Below are 18,548 nucleotides of genomic sequence, written 5' to 3'. Positions count from 1 at the left end.
TTATATGCGTGGCATTTTACCTGATTGAGTTTTTAATCAATAAAACGAAGTGTATTGATATGACATCGTTTATGAAATGTTCTCGTGATATCCAGTTGATGGATTCATTCAAGAGGAAAGCCGATCTTAGAATTGAACACAAAAAGTACAACTAATAAAAAGCCTGCACACTTATTTAATGTGCAGGCTTTAAGTTAATTTTTATCAAACAATGATAAGCGACTGTCGATTCTATCCATTGTTTCTTGATATTCATTTTGTTTTTTTTCTCTAAGAATACCGGCCTGTTCTTTAACCAGTTTCCCAAACTCATGTAAAGGTAGAAAATTATAGTAGCTGTCAGACATGAAACGCTTTACATCTTCATTAAAAAAGTCAGATTCACATTGACCTACAGTAATTGAAAAATTATCACTATTGCGAAGTGAAGAAATATTAAAATTATTACTTATGTGCTTAGTAATTGTTTTACGGGCAATTTCTTTATCAACTTCTTTGAAACTTTTAGGTTTTGTAAGTTGAAGTAAAGTATGTGCGCAGAGAAGGGCCATTTCTTTGATAGCTGAATCACATGTACAACGGTAACCTGCATCAATATAGTCACGAAAGTTGTGAGACTTTTGGTAAAACTCTTTTTGGATAGGTTTTGCCTTTTCACCACAGTGAAGGCAATAATGTCCACTACCAAAAGAAAAAGTCGAACTAGATAGAGAATTAAGTTCTGTACTGCTGTAATGCTTTTCTCCTTTGCTACCGAAAGTTGACACATTGAAAATAGAGTTAAGTTGATCCATTTGGTTTGCCTTAAAATGTTGTTGTACGGCACCTAAAAATAGGTGCCGTATACTAGAAAGCTAGTTATTTTTGAATTTTAAGCGTTTCTCGGTCTGTTAATTCATCTAAAGTTAAATCAAACCCGTTAAAGAAATTTGAGACTAAGTATTTAACTTCTGGACTCTTTGAACAATATTCATCAACAGAGGCTCTAAGTCGTTTGTGAGCAACAACAAATTCGCGGTTATTATGATGAGAATACTCAGCTATTGTCTTTAGGTATGCTGCAATAATGTCCGCTGCTTTAATGAAGAATTTCTTATCATTATCTACATTGTCTTGAATGATAATTTTAGAGAAGTAATCTTGAAGCTCATCTGTTGTTGATTCAACAAATCGCTTTTCTGCAACATATTCAAGTGCTTTTAGGGCTTTTGTTACAGAAGGGTCAATATACTTAACGGTTGTAGGAATGTCGGACACAAGTAATTCACCAGCTTCATGGTAAAGACCTAGCGTTGTTAGCTCATGTTCATTGATATACAAGCTTGGATCATCGTTACCGCCAAATACTTCATTACGAATAACGCCTAGCTTGTGAGCAATAGCAGCAACCATAAAACTGTGACTAGAAAGGTCTAAGTCGAATGATGTACGATTGTCAATTAGGCCCCAACGCTTAATAATTGGAAAACGACGTAACCACCCAAGAAAGTTTTGACTCATATCACATACCTTATTAAATATTATCTATAGTTAAATAATACCTAAAATTAACTATAAAGTAAACAATTAAAGCAAAAAAAGATAATTAGAATGTAAACTCAGATGCCATATGAGTTTCTTTCTCGGTTGAACTTTCAGGCAAACTATTTAAGTTAAGTTGTAGCGTATTTTTGACGGGTTTAAACGACTTTCTATGCAGAGGTGTCGCGCCAAATTTAGCAAGCTCCTGTTTATGTTTTGCGGTGCCATAACCTTTATGAGAAGCGAAATCAAAATTAGGATACAACTCTGCGGCCTTTGTGATCTCTCGGTCGTGGTATACTTTGGCAAGAATAGATGCTGCACTAGCACAATCAATCGTATCATCCGCCTTGATAACGGCACGAGTAGGTATGTTAACTCCAGAAGGCACACGGTCACCGTCAACGATTGCGTTTGTTGCTTTAGTGAGAGAGTTGATTGCTCGGACCATTCCCTCCATTCGACAGTTTAAAATGTTGCTGCGATCTATTTCTTCAGGTGTGACAGTAATGATTTGAAATTCTAATGCATTAGCACAAATTTCGTCATAAAGGCGCTCACGTGTTTCAGGAGATAGTTTTTTAGAGTCACCCAATCCTAAAATAGGCTTGTTTGGATCAAGGACGCATGAAGCTACGATTAAATTTCCGGCCCAAGTCCCGGCACCGGCCTCATCAACGCCAGCTGTGAGGTTCTGTAATTCGTTAGGGTTATTTAGCATTTTTAACCTCTTCTCGCTTAATGATGACATCTAAAGTTTCTTTGATTTCATTTTTGACATCAGGATAAGGCCTGTCTGTATTGATTACAAAGAAGTAATCTGGATTTTCTTCTGCTTGTTTGAGGTATCCCATACGTGCCTTATTTTGAAAATCGATAGCCTCGTGCTCAATACGGTCGCTTTCTGTACGTTTATCCTTTGCAATCCTTTCAAGGCCAATCTCAGGGGCGATATCAAGAATAATCGTGTAGTAATCAGATAGGCCGTCTAAGGCAATATCACTTACTTTCTTAATAGTGTCTAAAGGAAGGCCTCTAGCATAACCTTGGAATGCTAGAGATGAACTGATGAACCTGTCTGAGATTACTACTTTATCAGCTTCTAGAGCTGGTTTAATCACCTCTGAGACATTTTGTGCGCGAGATGCCGAAAATAGAAGTAGCTCACTTATGTCAGATATGCAGTTATTATCATTACTAAGAACAAGGTTTCGTACTTTCTCGCCGAGGAGGGTTCCACCGGGTTCTCGTGTTAGGACCACGCTTTTACCGGTCATTTCTATGATATGATTTTTAATAATTTCAATTGCACCGCTTTTTCCGCTGCCATTCATTCCGTCAATAACAATAAACATAAACTGTCTCATCTACTTAATATACATTCATTATATAAAAACTAGGTTCTATATGCAACAAGAAAAGATATTTCAGGTAAATATTTACATATTTTAAGCATGATGATAAACAATGAATGCTAAATTAAATAAATACGGTGCTTTGATATGTTATACATAGATGAAAAAAACGGATTAGTTAGAGCTGTTATACAGTTATCTAGTGGGGTTTTGAAAGAATTTGCTAATCCTTTAGCGGTAGATGTAAAGACCGATTATATACAAGTGAGAAAGCCAAACTACAGAGTTGAAAAGTTTAAAACTAGTGATGTTTTGTTTTACCAGCTGGCCTTTAGCAAAGCTAAAGAATGTGTGTGTGCTCCATTAAGTTTAATTAATGAGGAATTACTTAAGTCATGTGATTCTGATAGTTATCATGGTCGCTTAATTAATTATTCGTTTTGCGAAAATATTAACTGCCAAGTAACAGATGCATCATTTATGTACCGCAGTGAAAGTGGGGAGCATGCATATTGGAGCAGTGAGTGTCAGTTGTTCACGTATATAAGTGACAAATGGAATAAATCAGCAATAGAAAATCCGCTTAAATAAGCGGATTTGAACTGAGGAGGTAAAATATGAAATTAAATTCGAGATGTTTTGAGTTACTTTAAGTGAATTTTAAAAAAATCAAAGCAACTAAAAAGAACCAAGAACATCATGAGCTTACCAATAAAATTTTGTTACTTACATAACGAATAACAAATAATGAGAGGTATTTAGTAATATCGCTACTAAATTATCTTTTTATGTGATAAACTGCTCATTAAATTACCAACAGGGTTTACGTTATGTCATCTAGTTCTAAGAACCAAAAAAGTCACCTTACACCATTAGAGCATATCGAGAATATGATATGGAAAAGTGATGTGCCATTTGATAAAAAATTAGATAACTATTCAAGCCTTTACCAGCTACCAAATACAGATAGTGCAATAGAGCATATTGTTGGGTGTATGTTAGATTATGTATTGGGCACATCTTTAACCGTAAATTTAGACAAAGACATTGATGCGGCTGCTAAATTTACCTACAAGACACGTTTTCTTCTCTTACTAGCTGATGCATACTCTGACAAACGTACCTTTTCAGGATTTATTGATAATGCAATCCAGCGATGTAATGGATACGACTTTATATCAGGGAAGGGTGATATGATGTCTCTTAATCTAAAGAAAGAGGTAGCATTCTTCTCATATCTTACAGGCGCGGATGTAGACTCAGTTGTAGTGCGAGACAGGGTTGAAAGTGGTGTATATATTGCGACTGATCTTACTTTCTTAATGAGATTGATCGCAATAAAAAATGCGGCTAATGACTCCTTGATCGTAAAGTATTTAAATAGTGGAAGAGCAATCTATGAAAAAACCTATGTTTTGAATGTTATAGGCAAGACATTCAGTGACATTATGAGATTAAAGGGAGTTACGCCAAAGAAACGAAGTGATATCTTGAAATCCTTAGCATAGAAAACATGCAAGTGAACAACTTTTATGGGCATAATGGTGCCATAAATGATTATTAATGAGAGTTATGTCATAAAAGTTGATTTGCATACAAAACTTGACATACTGAGTTGTAATTCGATGATAGAGTGGCCCTGTTTTAAAGTAAAATAAGGTTGTATTATCAATGAAAACAAAACTAATTTTAGGTTTAATGTTAGCAGCAAGTGCTGCATTTTCAGTAAATGCTCAAAATAATGAAATGGCCCAAGAACAAGTAAAAGAGTCTGTTGCTGTTGAAGAGGTCAAAGCTGCTGAAATGGAGCAGGGCCGCGAGGTAAAAAAAGAAGCTTATATGAAAGTGCAAACGCTACCAGCGCGTCTTACACGTGAACAGCGAAAGCAACTCTTTATGAAAGACATGCAGCTGTCAGAAGATCAATATAAGCAACTAAAAGCTGTACAAGAAAAATATAGAAATGAAGTTAAGGCTTATGCAAAAACCTTACAAGAGCAAATGTCAACAGAGCTCAAATCATTTCTAAGTGAAGACCAAGTCAATAAACTACTTTCAAAAAGACACCCAACAAGAATTCGATAAATCCGATCGACACTTCATGTCTTAGATACCTATAGAGTTTGCAATAAAGTTATGCTCTCTATAGGTTTTTTATTACCACTGATAACTTTTAAAGTAATGAAATTTTAACCTAAAAATGGTTGCTAGATTTATTATTAAATATATAATCCGTTCTCCAATTTTAGTAAGAATTTATAAGATGTTTCTAGATTTTGATTTGCAATACTGGCTGAAGCTTTATCCTTGGTTAATTAACATATTTTCTATTTCGTGCGCATATTTGCTCAGCAATAATAAGGTGGTTATCGGCCGGGTGTTGGGTTGCTTTGCAGCAACTAACTGGATTGCGTTTGGATTTTTGTCAGAGCAATATGCATTCATAGCTGCAAATATCATATTTTTATGGATTTATATTAGCGCAATAGTTAAGTTTTCATCTAAAAGGGATAGCTATAAGAAATCGCATGAAGAACAGCGCGAAGAGATTGCGAGATTAAGGCGAAAACTAAATAAAGATACCATAAAAGCCGAGCAATTCTATAGCAAGAAACAGAATGACTTAATATCGTTATCAAATTCGGTAATCAAGCAAATGGAACAAATTAAGTTAGAAGTAAAAAAATAAGGGCCGATGTGAAGATTTGTACTTAACATGGAACGATAGCCAACACTTAATAAAAAGTGCTGGCTTCTCTAAGTTCATCATCTAAACTTTGATCCCATGCAAAATCGACATTAAATTTCCCTGTTCGATATAGAGTGAATTTTGCTCGATTCCAATTATTTTCACCTCTTTCCGTAGTTATTTTATGCAAATTCTCAAAAGCCTCGAATGTTTTAAAACTGATATCAAAGTCATAATCAACAACAGAGTCATTATCTTCCTTGTATACACATTTGAATCTACCAGCACCTTCAGATAGCTCACAGTCTATACTGGCGACAGCCCAATCATTTTCTATTGTATTAGATATGTTATGTGCTATCTTTGCGTAAATGTCATCTATAGTCATTTCAGTTTGAACTCCCGTTTTATATTTTATTATTCATCTATCCTATAGTATAACATAACCGGGATAATTAATTACCGACTTGATCTGAGATGGTCTTTTAACTGTCAGTAGGCGAATGCCAGCTTAATAACTCGTTTAGTGTCATCATCTAGGTCCAGTCTTAATAGCTGCATGGGGGTAGATTTGTAGATATTACAAAGGAATTTAATATGTTTAGGCTCTTTGGATAAACTTAAGAAATCCGTTAGCTCATAGTCTCTCTTCATAATGTAAAGTGCGCATTTTCCTTTGACTAGTTCTTCATCATTTTCCTGAATTTGGTTTTTACCGTCAGAAATGAAATCCTGAAATGCATGCTCAAAAATATCGCCGGGGGAAGTGTCGCGATCAAAAAACTCAGAGGCAATGCCTTTTTCAAGTAGCAATGTGGTGCATAAGTTATTTTCATTGATGATACAATTATGTAAAAGCTGAGATGAGTCAATCTTATCTTGATCAAAATAAGAAAACATGAAATTCATAACATCAGGCGAATCCGAGTAGAGTGAAATAGTTTCCAGACAATTTTTATTAAACGAGTCTTTAATAGTAGGTGAAATACCCTTATCTAAAAGATACTTAATTATCTCTAAATTACCATTAGCGCAAGCCGTGTGAATTAGGTTCGCTTGCTGTTTTTCATTTAGGTTAAATGAAGCACCAATACTTTCGAGTGTTGTGATATTTTCAAGTTTATTACTTAAAACAGCATAGAACAGAATGGTATCTCCACCCGTATTTTGACTCTCAATAGAGATCCCTGCTTCAATCAATTTGACAGAAATTCCAATTTCATTCCGTTCAGCAAATAACATGGCTAAGTTAGTGCCAGCATCAAATGTAAGTTCTTGTATAGAATTTATTTTACCTATAATGCTCAACATGACCTTATCTTTCTGTAAAGCATCAAGGAAATCAAAATTAACGACATTAAATAGGAAGTTTGCAGCCACTAAATAATCATTAATTTCACAATCGGCAATAGAAGTCAGCAAAAGCTTTTTCCGTTCATCTTCTGGAGTTTCAGTGTTGTATAGTTCAAAAAGAAGTTGAGATAATTGAGATGAATTCATACTTATAATGCCCTTTATTTTTTTATAATTTTACAGAGTTAAAGAAATAATTTCAATATATTTTAAGCAAAAAAAAGATAAAAAAACCCTGCTTTACGATGAGCAGGGTTTTTGGTTATTACCCGTTATTACGGGTAACTCTCAGAATGAATTACTTCGAAATTTGTTGACGAACACGCCACAGGGCATCTACGAAATTATTGAAGTCTTTGTCTTCCTTGTATTCGTCTGAAGTTAAAACATCACACGTTGAAAGGACAACATTTTGGCGTTCTTTTTCAAACTCAGAGTCAGTTGCCCATGTAAGGAAGTAAGATAGCATATAAGCAACAACTTCACGGTTATGTTCAGCAATTAAGCGAGTGCGGTTAAGCATCGTCGTTACGATTTGAAAGCATTTATCAGGGTTATCAAGATTCTGTTCTAGCAGTTTTACACCGTAGTTACGCAATGCGAAAACTACCGCGATACAACCTGAAAGCATTTGCTTTTTCTCTGCTGGTACAGATTCCCATGTAGCGGCATCTTGAAATAGTTCTTCTGCCGTTGGATATACATTAAAGTTATCAGCATATTGTTTGAATGCAGCACCGGCTTTTTTACCGATGAATGATGATGCATACTGTAGAACAGTTTTAAACAAGAAGTTAGGCGAAAACGCTTTATAACCGCCGAGTTTAGTTAATGCTAAGCCAAGTCGAGTATAGTCACGAGGAGAAGGTGTCTTGCCGCTTTCATCAGTTGTATTTTCACAATCTACTTCTGGAGCAAAGAAATCAGGGAAATCTTTTAAGAAGCCCACAACAACCGGATCAACATCTTGGTTTGAGTCTAGGTTAAGCCAATAATCAAAATCAGGTTCAAAATCAATTAGTAATGAGCGACCAAGAAGTGCTTTAGACCACTCAACAGCGTATGAACCATCTGAAGTGCCATTACCAGTAAGGATGATTAGTACATTTCGGCCTAATTTTTCATTTGCGATAACACCAAACTGAACAATTTCAAGAATTGCAGACTGTAATTGTGGATCACCAAGGGTTACGTCATCAAAGATTAGGACACCAAAATCATCACCAATGTTACGCTCTAGTAAAGGTTCAACTACCGACTCTGACAGAGCTTGCTCAACACGGAAAACTTCTTTTTCAACCTGCTGCTCATTATTATTTTCATCAAGAACCAGTTCACCTTTTTCATTTCGAAGAGAAACCATTACAACATCTCGAACAGGTAGCGGATAAGCACCAAAAGATTCAGGAGTCTTGGTTGCCATAGGGATTCGCACATGATTATTTCGGATAATCGAGTTTGCAATATGTGTTTTACCGATGCCCGGACGACCTTGAATGATAAGAGCCGACAAACGACCTTCTTCTGTGTAAGGAATTTGATTTAAGATGTCGTAATTTACTTTGTTCATAATTAAACCTTTCTGAGAGTTGTTTTATGCTGTTTTCAGTTTATGAGTTAAGTATATTGCAATACGTTGTGTATTGCAATAGTTTTTACAAAAAAAAGATATTAAAGAATCATCTCCATATGATCGCCCCATTTTGTTGTTGGAGGTTTAACACCTTTTGGTGTTACCCATGCTGTAGAAGTACGCATTTTAGCCTGCTTTTCAGGTACATCAATGTAACCATCTGTAATGCAAATAATAGGTGCTTGAGCATTATTGTTATATAACGCATCTTTCCAAATATAATCAAAAGCATCCCTAAAATCTGAGCCGCCGCCACCTAAAGCTTTTAGGTTTTTTTGAGCAATTACTTTTTGTACTTGATCAAAATCTAAATCTTCTTTTACTTCGGTATCACACATGATAATTCTGACGCGATAACCGCCGTTGTTAACGAGGTTTTTAATGATGCCAAGAGCGCCCTTAACTAGATCAAAACCTTCTGGATCCCACATAGAACCACTTGTATCAAGTAATAGATATAAGCTTGGCTGCGATCCACGTTTACCCGGTAGTGGAAACATATTAGGCTGAAATAGGTTTCTGCGGTTTGGTTTAGCATAAGTACGTCTTGTTTTTGCGCCAAACTTACCAAAAAAACGTTGTAACATTTTTTTGAACGATAACTTAGGGTTTAGAATACCTTCAATTTCAGTTACCATCCAGCTAGGTAAGTTACCTTTACCTGAGCGGTTATTTTCAACATAAGCCTGCTCAAGAGTATCCCGCCAGCGAGCTTTTGCATTTTCTCGTTTTTCGCGTAGCTCATTTTCGGTTGGGCGGTTACCAGACTCGCCGTAGAACTCTCTTTCAATAGCATCAATGATATCTTGATTGATATCACCCTCAAGATTATATTCATTGCCTTGAGGTGTTAAATCACTTTGTTGACCGTCTTGCTGGCTGTCTTGAGGGTTACCTTGTTGACCGCCTTGCTGGTTATCTTGAGGGTTACCTTGTTGACCGCCTTGCTGGTTGTCTTGAGGGTTGCCTTGTTGACCGCCTTGCTGGCTGTCTTGAGGGTTGCCTTGTTGACCGTCTTGCGGGTTACCTTTTTGCTTTTTCTGTTTATCCTCTTCGAGAATAAAATAGATTTCTTCGGCACTAAGATTACGAAACTTTTCGTTTAGAAGAACTCCTTTAGGTAACTTAAATAATTTACCACCTTCATCCTTGATGACAAGATTAATAGCGTAGTCATGAGCTCGGTTTGCTGTATCAAGATCGCGACCTTGAAAGCGGCCAAAAAAGTCTAGAGCTGGGTGCAAACCTTCATGAGCTAGTACACCACATACTTCTTCAAAATCTAATTGATGCACATAGCTAGGATTGTACATACAAAGACCTGTAGGTGTTACCGCTAGTGTGCGAACAATGTGTTGCATGTGCTGCGGAGCAGGGATCATTTGTAAGTCTTGGGCAATAATTCCGAAAAAAGGCGATTCATCGCGCATAAGTACTCGAGCAATTGCGATTTGATCTTGTACTTTTTTCAATTGTTCGTTACTTAGATTTTCATTTTCCATGGTAGAGAGCCTTAAATGATGTTGATGTATGTATATTATCAAGTTTCAAGGTTAAATGCAACATAAAAAGATAAAGTGATTTAGTTCTTTGAACTTTAAAAAAGTTAAGGTATATATACATTAGATATTAACTGATCTTTGATGTAGAGGTGTTTATGCATATCCTATTTTTGATTATTTCGGCGGGTTCTGGGATTATGTTTGCAATCCTGCAAATGTACAGTAAGACGTTAAATGAAGAAAATAAAATTCCATTCTGGAAAGGTCTGCTTTATTCTATTTTCTGGCCTGTTACAGCTTACCGATTTTTCTCTAATAAAGAAAATAAAGGTAAATTTAGAAAAACGTGCAGTGAAATTTTACGACAACCAATGGATTAATTTTTAATTCGGTAATGTATATAAAATAAAAGCCACTATGTGGCTTTTATTGTTATGAGAGCGTTAGTTCATGTTAGCCCAAAAAGTAGGGTTTTGGATCGTCGCATTTTGTAGATCAAATTGCCCCATGCTATTTAAACCAACGATTTCTATTTCCCATTGCTCTCGGACTAGATATAGTTGAGTATCGCTCGTAGTCTTAGAGGACTTATTTGAAGGTCTTTTCGTCTTAGGTATAGGCCTCCAAACGACACCATCAAAACCCATTTTGTTGTTGGCTTGAGACATGATAAATGTAGAGTCTTTGTGTTAAGTATGTGTTCATTTTATAGTAAAAATGGGTCAAACTCAAGCGCGTAAATTACCCAAGCAGCAAGTATTATTGGCGGACCAAAAGGGATTTTATTGTTCTTGGTTTTAAATGCTAGCTGTAAAGTAAGTACATAAAACACACCTATTATCGATGAGACAGCTAATAGATTTATGAGACTAGAATAGCCTAGTATGGCACCAAGAAGAGCAAATAATTTGAAGTCACCAAATCCAATCGCATGTACGCCTCTCGCTAATTTATGAGCGTAAGAAATAGAATACAAGAATAGGAACCCGGCTAAAGCGCTAAAGGCTGTGTTTACAATGTTTTCAGGAGTAAATATAAGGCAATGAATAAAGACAACTGATATTAGTGGGTAGATTAAAGCGTCAGGTAGTAACATCGTGCGATGATCTATAACTGCTAATAGAAATAAGCCCATTGAAAGCAATGTAAAAAACCAATCTTCAGTTAAAAGGTACGTTGTTGTGGAGCTTGAAATGAATAGTATCTCGATGAATAAGATAAACCAGCTGTTTGTTTGATTGCCGATCTTACAGTTTTTAAAATACGAAAGTATCGAAGGGAAAAAAGGCATATTCTGTAATATGCATGGAATGCGGGTGTCAAAAGGACTAGTAAAAAAATGGTCGCTTATGTCGAGTATTCGGTTTGGTAAATTGAACATCAGTCTGATTATGATAGGGCAGAGTAGTAATGACACTGTAAAGAAAAGTAGAGTAATATTCATAGTTGTTTGTACGTTGATGAGTTAATTTAGAAAAAATCGCCACTAATAGGACTTAGGGCGATTTTAATTAGGTATTAGAGTGTTCAAGGCGTAAGGCCATTGTCATCATTTTCTTTTACGACTTTCATTTTCTTTTGATTCTTCAATTCAGGCCCATCGAGCAAGAAAGACACTGCTTTTTCGGCTTCAGAACAAGCTTTGTGTAAGATCTTACAGTCACCATTGTTTAAGTTGTCAGCTAATAAGCTATGCCAGCTCTTAATGTATGAAGCATGGTTTTGTAAGTTATCAATAGTAATTGGCTTAGTGCCCAGCTCAATCGCCATAAAAACGCCGCCCAGCTCTGCTACAAGCTCTTCGTAAGCTCTTACCTCATCAGACATTCCATAATCCCTGACAGACTCTCTATCGAGCCTATGAGAAGCTCCTGTTGCATGTGTCAATTCATGAAACAATGTATGATAGTAACGTGCATTATCTTCGTACATGTTTTTAGGTGGCATACAAATTTTGTCTAAGCTTGGCTTAAAACAAGGTGTTTTTGTCATTGGCGAGTGTTCAACTTTAACACCGAGACGATCAATCATCTTTTTAACCGCAGTTGCGATAATAACGTCATCGTTTTGGTTGTTTAACATATCTTTATTGATTGTCTTCTCAACCATGTTTCTTTTTTCAAGCCATGCTTGAGGAATTTTTTCTTGATCTAATTGCTCAAATCCAAAAATGGCGGTATCTCGGAGGAACCAATTTTGCTTTAACTTCTCGTCCTTCACTTCTTGGGGCGTTGGCATAGTTCGCTTTTTACCATTCTCAATTACAAACCAAGGTTTACCATCGGCATCTTTTGTTAAGCAACCCCAGTATGTAACGTGGCCTACACTTTTCTGACCGGATAAAGGGCTTTTTTCAATAAGGTCTTTATCTTTTCTGTTTAGTCCTGCAACGTTTAACGCCTGATTGTACGTAATGAAAAAGTTACTTTTAAAGTCATTTTCCATACTGATACATAATAGATTGATGACGTTAAATCCTTTGTAACGTTTGCCGGTATTGAAATTCGCTGGAGAAGGTGAACCTAGCCCTTCAAGGCGTCCTTTTGACCAAGGGAGTGTTCCTTTGTCCATGATAGTAACCAGATTACGAAGAGTTTCTTCGTACATATTGCGTTTATCTGCTTTCTTTGCGTATCGTTTACCGGCCATAACTTTACCTTATAATTATTCTGCTTCGTCTAGTGAGACTGGGTCGTTAACACCATCATATTCAGGGAACATTTTGGCTTCTTCTTCAGTAACAGAAGAAAGGAATGTTTTCTGAACGCTTGGATCAAACTCATCATCTAACTGTTCATTTGAATTGTTATTCATAAAAATACCTCTTACTAAAATTATTATATCATAAGCATTAAAATTAGATCCTATCATTGATAGGATCTAAGGGTAAGTATTAATAGAATTATCTAAACTTTGTAGGTAGATAATCCAAATTGCCGTAATGTTCTAGGCGTGTACCCGTATAAAAATTTGACCATGAGTTGACATTAGATACATCCCAGCTAGTCAGATCAAGGTTCATATAGACGCTATCTTGAAACATTCCATCCATTGATGTCGCGCTTGATACGTTCCAACCGCTAAGAGTATTAAGCTCATCTTCTTCAAAAATACCGGTTGAACCTTTAAACATATTGTTGAAATTTTTAACTGAAGATACATTCCAATTTGCAAGATCAAGATTACTTGATGTTGCTGCATTAGCTTCGCTAAACATACCTTCTACATTTTCCAGAGAACCCCAGTTAACGTTTTGTAATGTTGGATCTAGAGTGTATGATCGAGCAAACATCTCAGAGGCATCTTTTACTGTAGATAGGTTCCAGTTATTTAGATTAAAAGTACCACCTTCATAAATATCTCTAAACATGCCGCTCACGCTCGTAGAGCCAGTTAAATCCCAGCCGCTTAAGTCCCAATAGCCATCATTACGAGTACTTGTATATAACGACTCACTGAACATACCGTCAGCTTCTTTTAGATTAGCAAATCTCCAGTTTGGGATGTCACCACTGAACTTAGCTTGAAAGAACATGAATTTGGTATTCTCTACTCGGCTCATGTCCCAGTTAGATAGATCGCCGGAATAATTTGAATACCTGAACGCATTTTCCATATTAGTTATGTTCGATGTATCCCATCCATTGACACTTAGAGAATCATGCGGGGAATAACTTGATGTTGCGTAGAAGATATCTTTGATGTTGGTTAGGTTTGAAGTGTTCCAAGAGTCTAAGTTCTGATTAAAGCTAGCGGCGCCCATAAACGTGCCTTCCATGGTTCTCACTTGAGAAGTATTCCAAGAGCTAATATCAGCATTAAATGCATAGTTAGCTTTAAAAGCATGCTTCATGTTAGTTACTTTAGATGTGTCCCAATTACTAAGCTCTGTATTCGTGTATATGCTTGCAGACATAAAGTAATCATCTGGTGTACCTGAACCACCAAAAATACCCTCCATTGATGTCAAACTAGCAGTGTTCCAATCATTCAGAGTATGAGGGTATACTGCATCAAAAAACATATAATCCATTGTTTGTACATTAGAAACATCCCATTTAGTTAAGCCTGATGCCATAGATTGGGTGCCATAAAACATGTAAGCCATGTTTGTTACCTTAGATACGTTCCAATTATTAATACTTGGCGCTCCTTCTTCTTCATAAGGTGCTGGTGCGCAACCGCTACAAAAATTAGTCGCGTTATAGAACATACCTTCCATTGTTGTTACGTTTGATGTGTTCCAAGTATCAATTCTCTGATCAAAGGTGGCGTTATCCTTAAATAGCCAACTCATATCTGTAATGGCGATTGTACAGACATTTGAGACATCATCACCGACGGCAATCATAGCATCTAGTTCGCCTCGTGTAATTGCAGGTCTTCCATCCGAACATTCAGTCGGCAAGTCTTCAGTTGTATCAGTACCATCAGAAGGATCGGTTTCACTGGCCATAAATGGGAATCTGTAGGTAAAACCATTCTTATCTGTTGTTAAGTTATTAATATTTGCGCTTGCCATTACTGGAATTAGTGACGCAAGTAATACCGTTTTTTTAAACATAACCACCTCAATTTTATAGTAAATAGTATTGAAGCACATTCTAAATGATGTAAATCCTGTACCTGTGTGCAATGTTTAGAAAGTGTGATATATTTCTGAGAATAGGTATAAGTAGAATATCATATGAGATTGTTTTTTATGAAAAAGGTTGTAATTAATGATATTGGGGACAAGAATTTTCAAATAGATGACATACTAACTGATATTGAAAAAAAAGTCAGAGTTTTAGGTTCTGATGTAACGGAATTTTCTGACTACTTAAAGACAATATTGTTAGAATGTGAGATTGAAATAGAAGATGCCGTGGCGAAAGTTCTTTATGAATTATACATAAATCAAAAATGCAGCCTGATTGTCAGTATTTTTGAAGATATAAATGTTGACTGTAAATGCTTTACTCAAAAGTTCTTTTATTTAAACGTAATTGAAAATGATGTGAGCCCAGAATTAGAAATTCTTATTTCTTCAGTTTTACAATTAATAAAACACTCGAAGGAAGAACAAGATTCATTCAAAAGTTGGGTTATATCACTATTAATAATTGAACAGAAGTTCGATATGGTTTTAGCATTATTAAGCACATTTTCTGAGTTTGAATTTCAAATGGATATTGAAAACTCACCACGCTTATTGTTAGGGCTAAAGAAAAGCGAAACTAAACTCAGCGAGTTTTTACAGTTCATAAAAACCTTACCAAGCTTTGTGGGGCCGGGTGTAACTATGTTATGTACGGTTTATTTAAAAAGTGATGGTCGCAGTGTTCTTCTCTCCGATTTATCGACATTTCCTTTGTGGCAAAGACAATATATCTTAACAAGTATGCATAAATACTATTCGTCAGCCTTAATAGGCTGACTTAGAAAGTAAGTATCTTTTAGCTTCAGGGCTGAGTTCTGATACCTGAAGGGCTTCTGTCATGCTTAGCTCAAAAATGTCGAGCCATAAATCGAATTCTTTATGATCATTTAAGTGCAGGGCTACTTCACCTTTACCTGCGTTTAGGAGAGTATTTAAGGCATAGACAGCATAGTCATGATCCTTTGAAGTTCCTGAGTAATCTACAAGGAATTCTACTAATAACTTTATTTCACTTTTCGATTTCAAGGAGAAATCGTTATTAGCATCGTTTGAAATTAAAGACATCAACCCATTGACTCTTTTAAGTTTCAAAAGGGGAGGTTTTCTATCTAAGTAACCTTTGACTATTTTTTCACAGAATATACGAACAAGCTCATCTATATCATAAGTCTCATTTTTGTTGTGCTCAATAAACATATAGAATACTTGAAGAATAAACTTTTCAGAAACAGCCGGGTTAAAAAGTTCTTCAGCATTTTCTTCGTTTGCATTTGGTGTAGCTGATATGCATATGGGAATAAGATCAGATGAATAAACGTCTAAAAATTCATTCTTTGAATTTTTATAAAGGTTATCAATCACAATTTGTGCATACTGTAAGTGATATTCAAAAGGGACCTCGCAAAGGATTGCGAAATCTGTAAGGATATTTTCTTTAGTCTTAAATTTATCAGCTAGGTACTCATAGAGAAATGAATTTGGCGGTATAAATTCATACTCTGAAAAGAGTAGCGAAGATTGCATTTTATTCATTGAAACGAACTTCAAAAACTTAATACCGACTTCGTAATCTTGATTTAATAATGTAATTACAAAAAGTCCGCCCACGGTGTTCTGGTTAGAAAAGGAGTAGTGTGGTGTACGTAAGAGGTTTTCAAACTGCTCGCACAAAAACTCTAGTTTTTCAGTGCTTGTATCAAGAGACAAGTAGTGTTCTACAGTAGGTACTAATTCATGTGTCTTTATAAGACTGTGCTCGACTATACTATAGAAATGCTTAGCGTCGTAGGAAGATTCTCTCAGGACTTCTTCTAAACATACTGTATTTCCACCGATACATGCATAAATATACTTGGAGCAAAATGATGAGATAAGATTATATGCCTTAGATGGAACGTTAGGCTCATCTCTCATCTGGTTATACAATACAATTAGCTTTTTACCTGTGCTGGTGGCTTTTATGTAGGTAGCACAAAGTGTAGAAAAAAAAGTTTTGATATCATCTGTTTTAAATACAGCTTCGCAAATTGTTACCCCTTTCTCTTTTGCCTTTTTCTTAGATTTTGCGTAAAAGGTGCATTCTATTCTGTCAGTTGAATTATGAACATCAGAAAAGCTCACATAAAGTGTCGGGCTTTTTAGCCTCGTAATTCGTCGAACTACTTCTTGTTGCTCATTATTAATTTGTGAGTGAAATATGTGGACCATGTGAAAATTCTATCTATTGTCGTTTTAACATACTATCGTCTCAATACCTTTTTGTCAAAAAAAAGATATTGAAAATAAAGCGTAAAATTAAATGCATTTTATCAAATTTTAATGTAACCTCCGCCCGTAATCTTAAATTGAATTAAGTTTTCTATAATAGCATTAGGAATTAAAATGAAAAAATCACTTTTATCTTCGGTATTACTTCTTTCGTTAACTACTACAAGCGCATTTGCAGCTGTTCATAAAACTAACCACTACAGACATCAGGAACACAGTGTTGATACAACATTAGAGCTAGGCTTATCACTTTATGATTTAGATGATCAGAAGAGTGAGAATGGTTATTTTTTAAAAGTAGAACACGGTATTGAAGGTGCTCTTGGCGCTGAAGGTGAAATCGAAAATATTAGCTTAGATGGTGAAGATCTAACACAATACCGACTAGCCGCGAATTACCTTGTAGAATTAGCTCCTTACAATCTATATTTAAAGCCGTCACTTGGATTAATGCATAGCAATGGCATTGAAAGTGAAACAGGTGCGAGTGCTGAGTTTGTGCTTGGGAGTGGTAAAGTTGTTCACAATACAAAGCTGGAGTTATCAGTACGCTATGACGATCTGAAAGGTAAGTCACTTTCAGATGAATTACGTGTTGGCTTAGAAATGAATTATGAATACGCGAAGAAAAATTATTTAACTTTAGCTGTTGAAGACTTAAGTTACGGCACAAGTATTTCTGCGGGTATTGGCTTTAAATTCTAGGCTGGCATCAAGACAGGTTAACTGATAATGGCCCAAAATCATTTTTGGGCCATATTTTAACTATTTAAGAAATTTGAGTAGCTGCTCTTTATTTTTGCTCAAAAATTCAGTTACTTTTTGTACAGTATCCTTTTCCCCATGAATTTCAATAAAGTCAACTGCGCCATCAATTACATCCAAATCAATTGTTGAAGATGCGCGATTATCAAGTACGTGCATTTCCCTTTCATTAACCGCCGATAACGAGAAGAAGTCACGATAAAGTTCAGAGTTTTTAAGTAAGTTAAGTTTATGCTTTAAAGTAAGTAAAAAGATTTCTTTATGATCTGGAGTCATGTAATCAGGGACAGGTTTGCCCATAACTATTTTGTACATTATCTCAATTAGCGTATCTCGATCTTGACTATCAAGACTAAGATTACTTTCATCTAAACTGTACATAGAGAAGCTATTCCATTGGTATACTATATTATGCAATAAGAGAGACAAGTTCTCTAATGTAAGGTTAATTGAAAATCTAATTTGATAAAATTTCAACGTTACATTTTTTGCATGATCAGAAGCATCTTGGAATGTTGTTGGCTTGAAATCAGTCATATTATTGTCCTTGCTCTAAAATATGAGTCTTTAATTTTTTTAGGGCGTTCTTTTCAATTTGGCGCACCCTTTCAGCACTAACACCAAACTCATCAGCTAGTTCATTTAAATTGCGTTTATCTTCTCTATCAACAAGCCAACGGCTACGAAGCACTTCCTGCTCGCGGCAATTTAGTGTTTTGATTGCTTTATAAATTAAAGTTTTTTGAGACTCTTCTGTTACCGCGCTAAAGAAGTTGTCTTCCGTCTTGTCATTTCCAGATAAGACAATATTTGTACCTGA

The 18,548-nt window shown here is 35.7% G+C and carries 22 protein-coding genes; 7 read left to right on the top strand and 15 right to left on the bottom strand.

The genetic code is table 11. The annotated features are described in order from the left end of the window. Positions 1–194 precede the first annotated feature (194 nt). The 4 genes from L1267_RS20405 to tmk all read right to left on the bottom strand — a co-directional run bounded on the left by L1267_RS20405 (position 195) and on the right by tmk (position 2,876). Positions 195–794, bottom strand: a complete 600-nt coding sequence (locus tag L1267_RS20405; protein ID WP_235383946.1) for a hypothetical protein — start codon at positions 792–794, stop codon at positions 195–197. Between the two features lie 64 nt (positions 795–858). Continuing rightward, positions 859–1,500 (bottom strand): 5'-deoxynucleotidase, encoded by a 642-nt coding sequence (gene yfbR, locus L1267_RS20400; RefSeq protein WP_235383945.1) that lies wholly within the window; start codon positions 1,498–1,500, stop codon positions 859–861. 85 nt (positions 1,501–1,585) lie between these two features. Continuing rightward, the gene (locus tag L1267_RS20395; RefSeq protein ID WP_235383944.1) at positions 1,586–2,272 is read right to left on the bottom strand and encodes a ribonuclease HII; all 687 of its coding nucleotides are present in this window, start codon (positions 2,270–2,272) and stop codon (positions 1,586–1,588) included. Next, on the bottom strand, positions 2,232–2,876 hold the full coding sequence (gene tmk, locus L1267_RS20390) for a dTMP kinase (protein WP_235383943.1): 645 nt from the start codon (positions 2,874–2,876) through the stop codon (positions 2,232–2,234). Before tmk ends, L1267_RS20395 begins: the two co-directional genes overlap by 41 nt. A gap of 147 nt (positions 2,877–3,023) precedes the next feature. On the opposite strand from tmk, the gene L1267_RS20385 reads away from it, so the two are divergent. From L1267_RS20385 to L1267_RS20370, 4 genes are all read left to right on the top strand, one after another. Then, positions 3,024–3,467, top strand: a complete 444-nt coding sequence (locus L1267_RS20385) for a hypothetical protein (protein ID WP_235383942.1) — start codon at positions 3,024–3,026, stop codon at positions 3,465–3,467. A gap of 239 nt (positions 3,468–3,706) precedes the next feature. After that, the gene (locus tag L1267_RS20380) at positions 3,707–4,384 is read left to right on the top strand and encodes a hypothetical protein (protein WP_235383941.1); all 678 of its coding nucleotides are present in this window, start codon (positions 3,707–3,709) and stop codon (positions 4,382–4,384) included. Between the two features lie 163 nt (positions 4,385–4,547). Beyond that, complete coding sequence (locus L1267_RS20375; protein WP_235383940.1) at positions 4,548–4,961, top strand: hypothetical protein; 414 nt, start codon at positions 4,548–4,550, stop codon at positions 4,959–4,961. Positions 4,962–5,139: 178 nt separating this feature from the next. Beyond that, on the top strand, positions 5,140–5,565 hold the full coding sequence (locus tag L1267_RS20370; protein ID WP_235383939.1) for a hypothetical protein: 426 nt from the start codon (positions 5,140–5,142) through the stop codon (positions 5,563–5,565). A 46-nt stretch (positions 5,566–5,611) separates the two neighbouring features. Here the strand turns inward: L1267_RS20370 and L1267_RS20365 are convergent, their stop codons facing one another. The 4 genes from L1267_RS20365 to L1267_RS20350 all read right to left on the bottom strand — a co-directional run bounded on the left by L1267_RS20365 (position 5,612) and on the right by L1267_RS20350 (position 10,053). Next, positions 5,612–5,953, bottom strand: a complete 342-nt coding sequence (locus tag L1267_RS20365) for an immunity protein YezG family protein (protein WP_235383938.1) — start codon at positions 5,951–5,953, stop codon at positions 5,612–5,614. Positions 5,954–6,057: 104 nt separating this feature from the next. Further along, the gene (locus L1267_RS20360) at positions 6,058–7,065 is read right to left on the bottom strand and encodes an ankyrin repeat domain-containing protein (RefSeq protein WP_235383937.1); all 1,008 of its coding nucleotides are present in this window, start codon (positions 7,063–7,065) and stop codon (positions 6,058–6,060) included. A 151-nt stretch (positions 7,066–7,216) separates the two neighbouring features. Then, positions 7,217–8,488, bottom strand: coding sequence for an ATP-binding protein (locus L1267_RS20355; RefSeq protein ID WP_235383936.1), 1,272 nt, complete (start codon positions 8,486–8,488; stop codon positions 7,217–7,219). A gap of 101 nt (positions 8,489–8,589) precedes the next feature. Next, positions 8,590–10,053: a vWA domain-containing protein gene (locus L1267_RS20350; protein WP_235383935.1), complete on the bottom strand. Its 1,464-nt coding sequence runs from the start codon at positions 10,051–10,053 to the stop codon at positions 8,590–8,592. Positions 10,054–10,208: 155 nt separating this feature from the next. On the opposite strand from L1267_RS20350, the gene L1267_RS20345 reads away from it, so the two are divergent. Further along, positions 10,209–10,433 carry a hypothetical protein gene (locus tag L1267_RS20345; RefSeq protein ID WP_235383934.1) on the top strand — a complete coding sequence of 75 codons (225 nt, stop codon included), beginning with the start codon at positions 10,209–10,211 and terminating at the stop codon, positions 10,431–10,433. Positions 10,434–10,759: 326 nt separating this feature from the next. Here L1267_RS20345 and L1267_RS20340 read toward each other — a convergent pair whose 3' ends face one another. The 4 genes from L1267_RS20340 to L1267_RS20325 all read right to left on the bottom strand — a co-directional run bounded on the left by L1267_RS20340 (position 10,760) and on the right by L1267_RS20325 (position 14,617). After that, the gene (locus tag L1267_RS20340; RefSeq protein WP_268842655.1) at positions 10,760–11,188 is read right to left on the bottom strand and encodes a prepilin peptidase; all 429 of its coding nucleotides are present in this window, start codon (positions 11,186–11,188) and stop codon (positions 10,760–10,762) included. Positions 11,189–11,580: 392 nt separating this feature from the next. Next, positions 11,581–12,702 (bottom strand): zincin-like metallopeptidase domain-containing protein, encoded by a 1,122-nt coding sequence (locus L1267_RS20335; protein ID WP_235383932.1) that lies wholly within the window; start codon positions 12,700–12,702, stop codon positions 11,581–11,583. 15 nt (positions 12,703–12,717) lie between these two features. Continuing rightward, positions 12,718–12,867, bottom strand: a complete 150-nt coding sequence (locus L1267_RS20330; protein ID WP_235383931.1) for a hypothetical protein — start codon at positions 12,865–12,867, stop codon at positions 12,718–12,720. A gap of 88 nt (positions 12,868–12,955) precedes the next feature. Beyond that, positions 12,956–14,617: a DUF285 domain-containing protein gene (locus L1267_RS20325; RefSeq protein WP_235383930.1), complete on the bottom strand. Its 1,662-nt coding sequence runs from the start codon at positions 14,615–14,617 to the stop codon at positions 12,956–12,958. 138 nt (positions 14,618–14,755) lie between these two features. On the opposite strand from L1267_RS20325, the gene L1267_RS20320 reads away from it, so the two are divergent. Continuing rightward, positions 14,756–15,472 (top strand): hypothetical protein, encoded by a 717-nt coding sequence (locus L1267_RS20320; RefSeq protein WP_235383929.1) that lies wholly within the window; start codon positions 14,756–14,758, stop codon positions 15,470–15,472. Here the strand turns inward: L1267_RS20320 and L1267_RS20315 are convergent. Beyond that, positions 15,461–16,816: a hypothetical protein gene (locus L1267_RS20315; protein WP_235383928.1), complete on the bottom strand. Its 1,356-nt coding sequence runs from the start codon at positions 16,814–16,816 to the stop codon at positions 15,461–15,463. The two genes, L1267_RS20320 and L1267_RS20315, sit on opposite strands and share 12 nt — an antisense overlap. A gap of 261 nt (positions 16,817–17,077) precedes the next feature. On the opposite strand from L1267_RS20315, the gene L1267_RS20310 reads away from it, so the two are divergent. Further along, complete coding sequence (locus L1267_RS20310; protein ID WP_235383927.1) at positions 17,078–17,668, top strand: hypothetical protein; 591 nt, start codon at positions 17,078–17,080, stop codon at positions 17,666–17,668. Positions 17,669–17,728: 60 nt separating this feature from the next. Here the strand turns inward: L1267_RS20310 and L1267_RS20305 are convergent, their stop codons facing one another. Both L1267_RS20305 and L1267_RS20300 read right to left on the bottom strand, forming a co-directional pair. Next, entirely contained in the window at positions 17,729–18,265 is a 537-nt protein-coding gene (locus tag L1267_RS20305; RefSeq protein WP_235383926.1) for a hypothetical protein, read from the bottom strand. Position 18,266: 1 nt separating this feature from the next. Beyond that, positions 18,267–18,548, bottom strand: a 282-nt coding sequence (locus L1267_RS20300; protein ID WP_235383925.1) for a sigma-70 family RNA polymerase sigma factor, incomplete at its 5' end; no start/stop codon positions are given.

Source organism: Pseudoalteromonas sp. OFAV1, from assembly GCF_021532595.1.
In the GTDB taxonomy this organism is placed as follows: domain Bacteria; phylum Pseudomonadota; class Gammaproteobacteria; order Enterobacterales; family Alteromonadaceae; genus Pseudoalteromonas; species Pseudoalteromonas lipolytica_C.
Note: the sequence above shows the minus strand (reverse complement) of the source record. Positions and strands in the feature narration are given on the sequence as shown.

Bases quoted from the DNA above. Each gene is read 5' to 3' on its own strand.
- L1267_RS20405 (WP_235383946.1), bottom strand. From the start codon at position 794: ATGGATCAACTTAACTCTATTTTCAATGTGTCAACTTTCGGTAGCAAA.
- yfbR (WP_235383945.1), bottom strand. From the start codon at position 1,500: ATGAGTCAAAACTTTCTTGGGTGGTTACGTCGTTTTCCAATTATTAAG.
- L1267_RS20395 (WP_235383944.1), bottom strand. From the start codon at position 2,272: ATGTCATCATTAAGCGAGAAGAGGTTAAAAATGCTAAATAACCCTAAC.
- tmk (WP_235383943.1), bottom strand. From the start codon at position 2,876: ATGTTTATTGTTATTGACGGAATGAATGGCAGCGGAAAAAGCGGTGCA.
- L1267_RS20385 (WP_235383942.1), top strand. From the start codon at position 3,024: ATGTTATACATAGATGAAAAAAACGGATTAGTTAGAGCTGTTATACAG.
- L1267_RS20380 (WP_235383941.1), top strand. From the start codon at position 3,707: ATGTCATCTAGTTCTAAGAACCAAAAAAGTCACCTTACACCATTAGAG.
- L1267_RS20375 (WP_235383940.1), top strand. From the start codon at position 4,548: ATGAAAACAAAACTAATTTTAGGTTTAATGTTAGCAGCAAGTGCTGCA.
- L1267_RS20370 (WP_235383939.1), top strand. From the start codon at position 5,140: ATGTTTCTAGATTTTGATTTGCAATACTGGCTGAAGCTTTATCCTTGG.
- L1267_RS20365 (WP_235383938.1), bottom strand. From the start codon at position 5,953: ATGACTATAGATGACATTTACGCAAAGATAGCACATAACATATCTAAT.
- L1267_RS20360 (WP_235383937.1), bottom strand. From the start codon at position 7,065: ATGAATTCATCTCAATTATCTCAACTTCTTTTTGAACTATACAACACT.
- L1267_RS20355 (WP_235383936.1), bottom strand. From the start codon at position 8,488: ATGAACAAAGTAAATTACGACATCTTAAATCAAATTCCTTACACAGAA.
- L1267_RS20350 (WP_235383935.1), bottom strand. From the start codon at position 10,053: ATGGAAAATGAAAATCTAAGTAACGAACAATTGAAAAAAGTACAAGAT.
- L1267_RS20345 (WP_235383934.1), top strand. From the start codon at position 10,209: ATGCATATCCTATTTTTGATTATTTCGGCGGGTTCTGGGATTATGTTT.
- L1267_RS20340 (WP_268842655.1), bottom strand. From the start codon at position 11,188: ATGGGCTTATTTCTATTAGCAGTTATAGATCATCGCACGATGTTACTA.
- L1267_RS20335 (WP_235383932.1), bottom strand. From the start codon at position 12,702: ATGGCCGGTAAACGATACGCAAAGAAAGCAGATAAACGCAATATGTAC.
- L1267_RS20330 (WP_235383931.1), bottom strand. From the start codon at position 12,867: ATGAATAACAATTCAAATGAACAGTTAGATGATGAGTTTGATCCAAGC.
- L1267_RS20325 (WP_235383930.1), bottom strand. From the start codon at position 14,617: ATGTTTAAAAAAACGGTATTACTTGCGTCACTAATTCCAGTAATGGCA.
- L1267_RS20320 (WP_235383929.1), top strand. From the start codon at position 14,756: ATGAAAAAGGTTGTAATTAATGATATTGGGGACAAGAATTTTCAAATA.
- L1267_RS20310 (WP_235383927.1), top strand. From the start codon at position 17,078: ATGAAAAAATCACTTTTATCTTCGGTATTACTTCTTTCGTTAACTACT.
- L1267_RS20305 (WP_235383926.1), bottom strand. From the start codon at position 18,265: ATGACTGATTTCAAGCCAACAACATTCCAAGATGCTTCTGATCATGCA.